The following is a 12,416-nucleotide window of genomic DNA, read 5'->3' as shown; positions in this document are numbered from 1 at the left end:
TTTCATAAATATTAGTTAACACTTTAAAACTGCACCTGTACTTGCTGATGTTACCAGTTTTGCATATCTTCCTAACACGCCAGTTTTTATTTTTGGTTCTTTCATCACATACACTTCTCTACGTTTTGCAAATTCTTCATCTGAAACAGCTGCAGAAATTGTACCCGCAATAATATCTATTGAAATTACATCATTATCCTTAATAAGCCCAATGTTTCCGCCTTCAGCTGCTTCTGGAGAAACATGCCCAATTGCTGCACCATGTGTAGCTCCACTAAATCTTCCATCTGTTATTAACGCAACATCTTTATCAAGTCCCATTCCTGCAATGGCAGACGTTGGGGAAAGCATTTCTCTCATGCCCGGTCCACCTTTTGGACCTTCATATCGAATAATAACAACATCACCTGCTACAATTTTATTATCATAAATAGCTTTAATTGCCTCATCTTCTGAATCAAATACTTTAGCTGGACCTGTATGTTTCAACATACTTTCGGTTACAGCAGATTTTTTAACTACACAACCATCGACAGCAATATTTCCTTTTAGAACTGCAATACCACCTGTTGTGCTATAGGGATCTTCTAAAGGTCTAATCACTTTAGTGTTTTTATTGACTACACTTTCTAAGTTTTCAGCAATTGTCTTACCCGTTACCGTTACAATATCTGTAACCAATAAATCATTTTTAGTCAATTCTTTCATAATCGCTTGTACACCACCAGCAAAATATAAATCTTGCATATGATAAGGACCCGCAGGTCTTAGTTTACAAAGATTTGGTGTTCTAGAACTGATTTCATTTGCAATAGAAAGATTTAATTCTACTTCTGCTTCATACGCGATTGCAGGTAAATGTAACATACTATTGGTACTACAACCCAGTGCCATATCTACAGTAAGTGCATTCATAAAAGCAGCTTTTGTCATAATATCTCTTGGCTTGATATCGCGTTCCAACATTTCCATTATTTTAATCCCTGCTTGTTTGGCCAATCTTAACCTTTCAGAAAACACTGCAGGAATTGTACCATTACCAGGTAAAGCAATACCAATTGCTTCACTTAAGCAGTTCATACTATTTGCTGTAAACATTCCAGAACAAGAACCACAAGTAGGACATGCAGAATTTTCCCAATCTAACACTTCTTCTTCTGTCATTTTTCCAGCTTTAAAAGATCCTACAGCCTCAAATACGTCGCTTAAATCTAATTCCTTAAGTTCATTCGTAATGGATAACATAGGTCCACCACTTACAAAAATCGTTGGAATATTTAACCTAGCCGCAGCCATAAGCATTCCTGGAACAACCTTATCACAGTTTGGTACCATTACCAATGCATCAAAGCCATGTGCCATTACCATAGCTTCTACTGAATCTGCTACAAGTTCTCTTGTAACCAAGGAATAGTGCATACCAACATGACCCATTGCGATTCCATCACATACACCAATTGATGGAAATACGATTGGTGTGCCACCAGAAATCAATACTCCTGTTTTTACAGCCTCAACAACTGTATCTAAGTGTATATGTCCAGGTACTATTTCACTTTTGGCATTTACAATACCAATAAGTGGTCTTTTAATTTCTTCATCTGTATAACCCATTGCCTTAAATAAGGAACGATGAGGTGCTCTTTCTACTCCTGATTTTACGCTATCACTTCTCAAAATAATCACCTTAACTTTCTAATTTAATCTATTTAATAGTGTCTATAGAGCATCACAAATTAATTGTCCCATTTCCTTAGTACCAACTAACTTTTTACCTTCGCTATAAATATCACCCGTTCTATATCCCGCTTCAAGTACTTTTTCAACTGCAGCTTCGATTGCTACTGCTTCCTCTTCTAGATCAAAGGAATATCTTAACATCATAGCAGCAGAGATTACTGTCGCTATTGGATTTGCTTTATCTTGGCCTGCAATATCCGGTGCAGAACCATGAATTGGTTCATACATTCCTTGCTTTGAACTTCCTAAGCTTGCGGAAGGTAACATACCAATTGAACCTGTAATCATACTTGCTTCATCAGAAAGAATATCTCCAAACATATTTTCAGTTAAAATTACATCAAATTGCTTCGGTTTAACAACCAACTGCATTGCACAGTTGTCAACATAAAGATGGTTTAACTCAACATCAGGATAATCTTTCGCTACTTCTTCTACTACTCTTCTCCAAAGCCTGGAGCTATCTAAAATATTGGCTTTATCTACACTTGTTACTTTCTTATTACGCTTTCTAGCAATTTCAAAGGCAACCTTTGCTATTCTCTTAACCTCAACTTCTGAGTAAATCATCGTATCATATGCCGATTCACCATACTCAGTTGTTTTAACGCCTCTTTCACCAAAATAGATACCACCTGTTAATTCTCTAATAACCACTAAGTCAAGTCCATCTTTACCCATAATCTCTGGTTTAAGAGGACAAGCATCAGCCAATTCTTTATACATCACTGCTGGTCTAATATTCGCAAAAAGTCCTAATGCACTTCTTAGGCCTAGTAATGCCTTTTCTGGGCGAATATTTCCTGGTAGTACATCCCATTTTGGTCCTCCAACGGCTCCTAAAAAAATGGCATCACTTTCCTTACATATCCTTACAGTTTCATCTGGCAGTGGAACACCTACTTCATCTAGAGCCGCTCCACCAGCTAATACTTCTGTATAATTAAAGTTATGATTAAACTTTACTCCTACCTTATCTAAAACCAATAATGCTTGATCTACGATATCTGGTCCAATTCCATCACCCTTTATAACTGCTACATTATAATTCATTATCTTCCTCCTGTTATAACCTAGTATTCGCTAAAAATAGCTTTTCATTTTCTTTTCAAGCTCTTTTAACAATTTGATTTCAATTGAATCCACTAAGGCAATTAAACTTGCTGCAATAACGTCAGTGGAAACACCTACTGTAGTCCATTCATTTGCTCCATCTGTTGAAGATATCAAAACCCTTACCTTTGCCGCAGTTGCTTTATTACTGTCAAGTACACGTACCTTATAGTCGTTCAGAGAAACTGTTTTTAGCTCAGGATAAAAATCTTCTAGAGCTTCACGAAGCGCCTTATCTAGTGCATTGACTGGACCATCACCTTCAGCCGCAGTCATTTTGATATGACCATCAACATTTACCTTTACCATAGCATAGGAGCCGAATTCTTCTCCTGGACCAGGTTTTTCCCCCATTATTTTAAAATTTTCCAATTCAAAAAATGGTTTGTATTTTCCAAGATGCTTTCTAATAATAAGTTCAAAGGTACTTTCTGCTCCTTCAAATTGATAGCCTTCATGCTCTAATTCTTTTAATCTTGCAATGATGGCTGCTGTTTCAGGAGAGTCCTTTTGAATATCTGGAACAATCTTTTGTATTTTTTTAAGGATGGTACTTCTACCAGAAACTTCTGACATAAGAAATCTTCTTGTATTTCCTACCGCAGAAGGATCAACATGTTCAAAGCTCTTAGAATTTTTATTAACTCCATCTATATGCATGCCACCCTTATGTGTGAAAGCATTTCTACCCACAAAAGGTGCATTATCATCAATAGAAATGTTCGCAACTTCTGCAATAAAACGAGCTGTTGAGGTTAAATTTTCTATGTTTTCTTCCGTTAGGCATTCATATCCCATCTTCAATTGAAGATTACCAATGATTGTAGTAAGATTTGCATTCCCACAGCGTTCTCCAAAACCAATAAAGGTTCCTTGAACTTCAGTTACACCAGCTTCTACAGCGTGTATAGAATTTGCAACTGCCACTCCGCTGTCATTATGACAATGTATTCCCAATGTCATATCAAGTTCCTTATAGACAAGTTTCGTAATTTCAGTAATCTCAGCTGGCATACATCCACCATTTGTATCACATAATACTAAACTTGATGCACCTGCTTTTTTAGCTGATCTTAAAGCACTTAAAGCATATTCTTTATTTGCTTTATAACCATCAAAGAAATGTTCTGCATCAAAGACTACTTTTTTGTTTTTACTTACTAAATATGCAATCGTATCTTCAATCATAGTAAGATTTTCATCTAGCGTTGCATTGATAATATCTGTTACATGAAAATCCCAACTTTTTCCAAATATCGCTATATACTGTGTTTCAGCACTTAATAAGGATTTGATATTGTCGTCATCTTCTGGTTTTATACCTTTTCTTCTTGTGCTACCAAAGGCAACGAGCTTAGAATGGTTTAGGCTAAGATCTTTTACTCTTTGGAAGAACTCTAAATCCTTTGGATTGGAACCCGGATTACCAGCTTCAATAAAATCAACACCTATTTCATCTAGCGCTTTTACAATTTTTAGCTTATCTCCTGCTGAAAAAGAAATTCCTTCGCCCTGTGCACCATCCCGTAATGTTGAATCATAAATAACTACTTTTTTCCCCATTGCAATATTTCTCCTTTCAAATACTTGTATTAGCAATTAAGCTTACACTTCTGCCGCTTTTCCTTATGCAAAACTTTCTTTTGCAAAAAACAAAGGCCGGTTAATTGTAACCGGCCTGAGATTTATTTCATCCAGCTCATCATTTTTCTTAATTCTTTACCCACTGCTTCAACTTGATGTTCTGATTCAATTCTTCTTCTTGAATTAAATGCAGGTCTATTCGCTTTGTTTTCTAGAATCCAATTTTTAGCAAAGGTTCCATCTTGAATTTCTCCAAGAACCTTTTTCATTTCTTTCTTTGTTTCTTCAGTAATAATTCTATTACCAATCGCATAATCTCCAAATTCTGCAGTATCAGATATAGAGTATCTCATATAGCTAAGTCCACCTTGTACAACTAGGTCGATGATTAACTTCATTTCATGAACACATTCAAAATATGCGCTTTCTGGTTGATAACCTGCTTCAACTAATGTTTCAAAGCCTGCTTTCATAAGTGCAGAAACACCACCGCAAAGAACTGCTTGTTCTCCAAAAAGATCTGTTTCAGTTTCTTCTTTAAAAGTTGTTTGAAGAATACCAGCTCTAGCACCACCAATACCTGCTGCATAAGCAAGCGCTAGGTCTTGTGCGTTAGTTGCATTTTGTTCTATCGCTATTAAGCAAGGAACACCTTTGCCTTCTTGATATTGACTTCTAACTGTATGACCAGGTCCTTTTGGAGCAACCATGAATACGTTAACATCAGCTGGTGGTTGAATTTGTCCATAATGGATGTTAAAGCCATGTGCAAATACCAAGGAATTACCAGCTACTAAGTTTGGAGCAATGCTTTCTCTATAAATATCAGCTTGTTTTTCATCTGGTAATAAAATCATAATAAGATCAGCTGCTTTTGATGCTTCTGCTGCAGTAGCTACTTTAAGTCCTGCTGCTTCCGCCAAAGCCCATGATTTACTTCCTTCATATAGACCAACGACTACATTAACTCCTGATTCATGTAAGTTAAGTGCATGTGCATGACCTTGTGAACCATACCCAATAACCGCTACTGTCTTTCCCTTTAATAAATCTAAATTACAATCCTTTTCATAAAACATTGTTGCCATTTTAAAATCCTCCTAAGTGTTGAGTGCATATATATGCAAATTATTTAATATTATCCTTGATCACTTTATTACCTCTTTGAAGTGCTGTTAAACCTGTTCTTGTAAATTCCTTAATTCCATAAGGCTCAATCAAATTAATGAAAGCTTCTAGCTTTGCTTGATCTCCTGTTACTTCAACTACTAGAGATTCTGATGCCACATCTATTATTTTAGCTCTAAATATATCTGTTATTTCAATAATAGCTGCTCTATTTTCATTTGTTGCTTGAACTTTTATTAATAGTAATTCCCTATAGACCGCTGCGTCCTTTGTTAGCTCTTTAATGTAAAGCACATCGTGTAGCTTATCGAGTTGCTTCGTAATTTGATCGAGAACTAAATCATCACCCGTCACAACAATCGTCATTCTAGAGATGTCTTCGTGCTCTGTTTCACCAACAGATAGGCTGTCAATATTAAAGCCTCTTCTACTAAATAGCCCTGCTACTCGACTTAACACCCCAGATTGGTTACTTACTAAAACTGATAGCACATGTCTTTTCATAGTAATCCTCCTTTCAAATCAGACAATAAATGTGTTAATTAATTTATTATAGCATGTTTACTTTGAAAATCAAGGCTTTATTGCTTTCTTTTACTACTGCTTTAACGCTGTGAACTCGCATACAGCTAAACACCTTTAAAGCCGATTGTTTTGATCTAAAACCTCATTTATAAATAAATAACGCCCCTACAGATTATCTGTAGGGGCGAAGATATACTACGCGGTACCACCCTAATTGTCAACTATGTTGACCACTCGTTTCAAGGTTCTATCAAACCCTTGCCTATAACGGGGCTTACCGATTTCGCTTACTTAGTTCAGCAAAATAACTCAGGAGTGATTGGGTTATTACTATAGTATCGATTCTCACCAAACCATCGACTCTCTGAAACTATCTGTTTAAAAACCACGTCTCCGTCACTGCATTTATCATGTTTAAATTTATTTACTGAATTATAGCAAATGCCTAGGTGTCCTGTCAAGTAGTTTTTTAAAATTTATAATACAAATCTATTATCGCAGTAATTTTAAAACCTTCTTAGTAGATGATCTACATCTTCCTTTGCATATTGCATAACTTCATCTTTTGAAATATCTGTTGAATCTACCCCTTCTACCAAAACCTTTTTAAAACTTATGACACCCAAGAAGCCGAAAATTTCTTCCAAATATTTCGCACCTTGATTAAGCTTCCAAGAAATTATCAAGGGATAGGTTCCTCCTGAGGATTGAATGTATACCATTTTTCTTGCTTTATCATCTAAAAGACCTTTCACATGATTCGTAGATACGTCAATTAGCTTTCCTTGAATAATGATGCAATCTAAATACTGTTTCAAAATTGCAGGAAAGAAAAGGCTCCACATAGGTGCAGTAATAATATATCGATCTGCTCTCAAAAATTGATCGCAAAGTTCATTGATTCTTGTTATTTGTTGTTTTTCCTCATCAGATAATTTTTCATATTCTTCGGGCGGTGGTAATGTTGCCCGACTTGAAAACAGCTTATAGTTAAACATTGGTATATTGGCAGTATATAAATCTAATTCCTCAATTATCGCATCTGGGTGTTGTTGCAGTAATTGATTTAACATATAACGTCCCACTTGTTTACTCGTAGAAAATTCTTCTGGCTTTGAACTTGAAGAAATGTATAATACATGATATGACATATGAAATAGCCTCCTAAGAATTTTACATCATCTTAGATTAGTATTTCCTAGTCTTCTTTTTATTATTAAATTAATTTCTTTCAGCTATTAACTTTTGAGCCATCAATGCTGCTATTTGACCACATTTTTCTAAATCTTCTTCCTTAGCAGATGATTTTGCTTCTACAGATTCACCAAGCTTTTCCCATTTGACTCTTTCAGCAAATTTGTCTAAGTTGCTAACACCTCCACCACTCCAAGACGATGTTCCGAAAACTCCTAAATATCTGTTTTTCAATTGAGAATTCTCAATTTTATGAGTTACCGTTTCCATTGCAGGAAATAATCCAGTATTATACGCACAGCTACCTAAGATAACTCCTTTGAATCTCCAAATATCACTAATAATATGAGATACATGTGTTTTTGAAGCGTCATATATTCTAATATTTGTAATCCCTTCTTCTGATAGAGATCTAGCAATTGAATCAGCCATCTTTTGTGTATTGCCATACATGGAACCATAAACAATAACAACACCCTCTTCTGCTTCTCCCTTTGACCATTGATCATAATATTCAATGATACATCCTGGATTGGTACGCCAAACAGGTCCGTGAGTTGGTGCTATCATTTTAATATCAACCTTTGCTACTGTAAGCTTTTTCAATGCTTTTTGTACCATAGCACTATACTTACCAACGATATTAGAATAATATCTTCTAATTTCCTCTACATAAAAGTCTAAATTTATTTCATCATCAAAAATGCCACCATCTAAAGTCCCAAATCCGCCAAAAGCATCTGCTGAAAAAAGAATCTTTTCGGTTTCTTCATAAGTCATCATAGTTTCCGGCCAATGAACCATAGGTGTTAAATAAAATCTAAGCTTATGTTGCCCTAAATCTAATACATCTCCATCATCAATGATAAGATATTTCTCAAATTTTCCATAAAAGTCTTCGAGAATTTCAATTGTTTTTTTATTTCCCACAATCGTAATCTCTGGATATTTTTGCTTCACTGCTTTAATGGCACCAGAATGGTCAGGTTCCATATGATTAATAATTAAGTATTCTACTTTTTTATCACCAATAATATTTTCGATATTATTTAAAAAATCATGAAGTTTAGAACCTTTTACAGTATCAAAAATCGCTACTTTTTCATCATTGATTAAATAAGAATTGTAGGATACTCCTTGTTCTAGCGGCCATAAATTTTCAAACAAATGAGTTTCTCTATCATTTACTCCGATAAAATATATGTTTTCTGTTACATTTATTGTGTTAATCATTGTTAAAACCTCCATTAATTATGTGCTTTTTTTCAAATATAATTTTATCATAAATAATCCTAATATAACAGCTAATAATTATTATTTGTTCAAATTCTTTATTAAAGAAGGTCTCTTCGTCAACAAAAAAACGGCTACTCAAATTAGATAGAATCCTTTTCAAAAATTCAGTCTAATTAGTAACCGTTTTTTTAGTCAATGTTACAAAACCTCCGCATTCAGTTAAATGCTGCTTATTTTTATTCTGTGGTGAAGTTGAATGTGTAACTAGAATTCAAAGAATTACACGCAATATCTTTAACTGCACGAGCTGGAATTGAAACAGTGTACTTTGTTAATCCTATTAGCTTCTTTTTTGGTGTTAGAATCAGTTGATTACCTGCAATTTTCGAATGGAAGGATATATTGCTACATTTTTTATCATTGATTATAACTTTAATATCACTGAATTTTTTATCTCGTTCAATCTCCTCATCAAAGGTGATGATGATTTTCGTGTCCCTCGGTACAACTTGACCCATTTCTGGATTTGTACTGATTACTTGTGGCGATATCGTATCCTTTTCAGTAACAAATTTAAAAGTAAATGGTTCTTCATTATGATTGCCACCTTGATCTACGACCGCATGTCCTGGTATAGTAATTTTATATTTGGTATTATATGCTAAGGTTGTATCATTCCAAATATAAAGCAAATTATCCATCACCATGGCATAAAATCCTACAGTTCCAATTGGGTCTCCATTAATCGTGATATGATTGATCTCGATTCCGTCAGTAACCAACTCATCAAATACAACAACGATTGGTGAAGTAATCGGAACATTGGTTGCTTTATTGGTGGGTTGAGAACCTATTATATTTGGTGCAACAGTATCAGCAGTAGAAAAACGCAATGTATACGCTTCACTTAACCCTATAGAAGCTTCATTCACTACTGCACCTACAGGAACATCAAGGAGATATAAACGATCATTCTTCAACGTATCTGTGGAAATAAGCAAAGAAGAACCGCTGATACTACATTCTATATGTACTGGACTTCCATTTTCCGTTAGTATTATGTTTCCAAAATTTACAGACTCTATAATGGTTTCTGAGAAATTCAATAGGATATCTTTATCAAGTGCAACCTTTTTCTCCCCAAAATAAGGACTGCTATTTTCAACAAAGAGATGCATGTCGCCTGAACTTGACAATGCTTGGTATGCATTTAGCAGCCCCCCAGTAGCCACCTTTCCTTCTAAGGAAGCATAGGTATTTGTAGATTGCTTGATGATGTCACAAATCTCTATAGCTGATAATGAAGGATTCGTACTTAATAATAATCCTGCAACTCCCGAAACATGAGGCACTGCCATCGACGTTCCACTACCATATTCATAAATTCCCCCTGGAAGTGTACTGTAGATATAACTGCCCGGAGCTGCTAAATCAACAGAATTAATCCCATAATTTGAAAAACCTGAAAGGTTACCCGTACTATCTACTGCTGCAACAGAAATGACATTTTGCGAGTCATAGGAAGCAGGATAATTTGGCATTACATCTGTATCTACACCATTGTTTCCAGCGGAAGCAATGATAACCCCATTATAATTATCTATCGCCTCTCTTAAGGATTGACTATAGAATCCAATCCCCCATGAATTATTTGCAATTTTCACACCCATCATATTGGCATAATCAATCGCTTCTATAGCATCACTTGTATATCCGCCATAAGGTCCAACAAACTTAAGTGACATGATTTTTACATTAGGGGCTACCCCTGTTATTCCAATACCATTGTTACCTTTTGCAGCAATGGTACCTGCAACGTGAGTACCATGGTAGTCTCCTCCTGCGTCATAAACCGATGCATCATTGTTAAAAAAGTCCCATCCATTTATGTCATCTATATATCCATTACCATCATTATCGATCCCGTCATTTGGTATCTCATTGGGATTAATCCATATATTGTCTATCAAATCCGGATGATTGACATCTACTCCTTCATCGATAATAGCAACAACAACACCTTGTGAACCCATTGTAATGTCCCAAGCCGCTTCTGCATCAATATCAAAATCCGAATCATTCTCTAATCCCCATAAATTGCTGAAAAAAGGGTCATCAACTTGTGAATCGATTTCACACCAATAATCTGGTTCTGCATATTCCACATTTTCATTTTTTTGTAATTCGGAAATAACTTCTTCTACGGTAGCATCATTTTCAATCATTACAACTTCAATATTTGACTTTAATTTTTTCTTAACTTTAATCCCTGAAATGCTTTTAGTCGTCGTTTCGATGTCATTTGTGCTTGCTACCTCCTTAAACTTAACAATAACCCGATCCGTTGCATATTTAACATCTTTTTCCGGTGCATGATCTTTTTGATCAAATTGCCCAATCCCAGTAGCAGTTGATGGAACAATCATAACATGAAAGATAAATACCACCATGATTAGTAAGCTTAGAACTCTTATTATTTTTTTTCTCATTTCCCTTACTCCTTAGATTTTATTATCCCACAACTATATTCAGATAAAAGCAGTTGAATCTCCCCATTTGGTTGCTGCACTCATCTATATTGTTGCAAAATTTTATAGTATGTATATCATTTGTCCGAAAAAGCTTTTAATTTACTACATTATAGTATTATATCTCTCAAATTGTCAATTATATTTTATTTTTATGATAATTTGATGTTTTAATTCGACATTCACCGACAATATGCGCGGTTATTTTACATAGGTTTATTGTGATATTTTCTTATATTGTTCACTACGGGTTTCATAAATGCCTTCTATCTGATAAGATGTAAGGATGAATAAAGTTAAAAAGAAACCCATATATTTTATAGGACAGCATTCTATAACTTTTGAATAGAGGGGAACAATGAAAAAACTTACATTAGGACTTTGTCTTATTATTGGACTTGTCATAATTAGCATATGGATGCAAAACAAAAATAATTTAGATAATCAAGATAATTCTAAAGAGATGGATAATCTTCAATTTCAATTGATTATTGATGAAATCAGTACCTTAATTGTAAATGATGCTCCTCAAGATTTACCTATTTCTTATGAGCTCAATCAAACGACTGCTTATCCTGGGGATAGTTTTGCTATTTTAGTTACTGATGTGAAGGAAACTGAAAGTTTTACAGTCACCGCACCTTTTTACAATGAGGAACTTCACTTTTATCCTTATGAAGAGGGCTTTATCGGGATTATTCCTATATACGCTTGGACTACTCCTGGACAGTATACAATTCTGGCTTCTAACTCTAGAGATGAATTGGTGATTACTTTAAATGTTGAGATCTTAGCAAAAGAGTTTGATGTTCAATATTTAAAAGTAAAAGGGTCTACAGCCGCAATTAATACATCTGATAATTCAGCAAACGATCAAGTATATTTCGATGCTGCTAGAGCTAATCCTATTCAAGAAAAATTATGGGATGGGCCATTTATTCAACCAACTGATGGAAAAATATCAACAGATTATTGTGCAACACGGTATACAAATGATAATCCTACTCCCTCGAGACATCTTGCAATTGACATCGCTAATCAAACCGGCACACCAATAGTGGCTTCAAACCATGGTAAAGTTGTTTTAGCAAAAGAACTGATTATTACTGGTAATACAATTGTGATTGATCACGGATTAGGCATATTTACATCTTCCTTTCATCTCAGTGAAATAGATGTTAAAGAGGGTACCTTAGTAGCAAAAGGTGATGTAATTGGCAAAATGGGGTCTACTGGCTATTCTACTGGGCCGCATCTTCATTTTGCTATTTGGAAGGATGGTACATTTTTAAACCCTTGGACTTTTTTCGAGAAAGATCCTGTTGAATTTAAAGAAGATGGCTCCTAATTACTTTTTTAGGAACCATC

General features: G+C 34.9%; 9 protein-coding genes. 1 reads left to right on the top strand and 8 read right to left on the bottom strand.

The window, feature by feature from the left end; genetic code table 11:
* Positions 1–15: 15 nt before the first annotated feature.
* The 8 genes from ilvD to CVU84_11890 form a co-directional block, all read right to left on the bottom strand.
* Positions 16–1,677, bottom strand: coding sequence for a dihydroxy-acid dehydratase (gene ilvD, locus CVU84_11925; protein PKM94163.1), 1,662 nt, complete (start codon positions 1,675–1,677; stop codon positions 16–18).
* A 42-nt stretch (positions 1,678–1,719) separates the two neighbouring features.
* Complete coding sequence (leuB, locus tag CVU84_11920) at positions 1,720–2,793, bottom strand: 3-isopropylmalate dehydrogenase (GenBank protein ID PKM94162.1); 1,074 nt, start codon at positions 2,791–2,793, stop codon at positions 1,720–1,722.
* Between the two features lie 30 nt (positions 2,794–2,823).
* Complete coding sequence (locus tag CVU84_11915) at positions 2,824–4,416, bottom strand: citramalate synthase (GenBank protein PKM94161.1); 1,593 nt, start codon at positions 4,414–4,416, stop codon at positions 2,824–2,826.
* Between the two features lie 122 nt (positions 4,417–4,538).
* A complete protein-coding gene (locus CVU84_11910; protein ID PKM94160.1) occupies positions 4,539–5,525 on the bottom strand; it encodes a ketol-acid reductoisomerase in 987 nt (328 codons plus the stop codon).
* 40 nt (positions 5,526–5,565) lie between these two features.
* Entirely contained in the window at positions 5,566–6,069 is a 504-nt protein-coding gene (locus CVU84_11905; GenBank protein PKM94159.1) for an acetolactate synthase small subunit, read from the bottom strand.
* A 527-nt stretch (positions 6,070–6,596) separates the two neighbouring features.
* The gene (locus tag CVU84_11900) at positions 6,597–7,241 is read right to left on the bottom strand and encodes an FMN-dependent NADH-azoreductase (GenBank protein PKM94158.1); all 645 of its coding nucleotides are present in this window, start codon (positions 7,239–7,241) and stop codon (positions 6,597–6,599) included.
* A gap of 70 nt (positions 7,242–7,311) precedes the next feature.
* Positions 7,312–8,517, bottom strand: coding sequence for an FprA family A-type flavoprotein (locus CVU84_11895; GenBank protein ID PKM94157.1), 1,206 nt, complete (start codon positions 8,515–8,517; stop codon positions 7,312–7,314).
* A gap of 239 nt (positions 8,518–8,756) precedes the next feature.
* A complete protein-coding gene (locus CVU84_11890; GenBank protein ID PKM94156.1) occupies positions 8,757–11,009 on the bottom strand; it encodes a hypothetical protein in 2,253 nt (750 codons plus the stop codon).
* A 397-nt stretch (positions 11,010–11,406) separates the two neighbouring features.
* Between CVU84_11890 and CVU84_11885 the strand changes: the two genes are divergently transcribed.
* The gene (locus CVU84_11885) at positions 11,407–12,396 is read left to right on the top strand and encodes a M23 family peptidase (protein ID PKM94155.1); all 990 of its coding nucleotides are present in this window, start codon (positions 11,407–11,409) and stop codon (positions 12,394–12,396) included.
* The last annotated feature ends 20 nt before the right edge of the window (positions 12,397–12,416 follow it).

Source organism: Firmicutes bacterium HGW-Firmicutes-1, assembly GCA_002841625.1.
Taxonomy (GTDB): Bacteria; Bacillota; Clostridia; order Lachnospirales; family Vallitaleaceae; genus HGW-1.
Note: the sequence above shows the minus strand (reverse complement) of the source record. Positions and strands in the feature narration are given on the sequence as shown.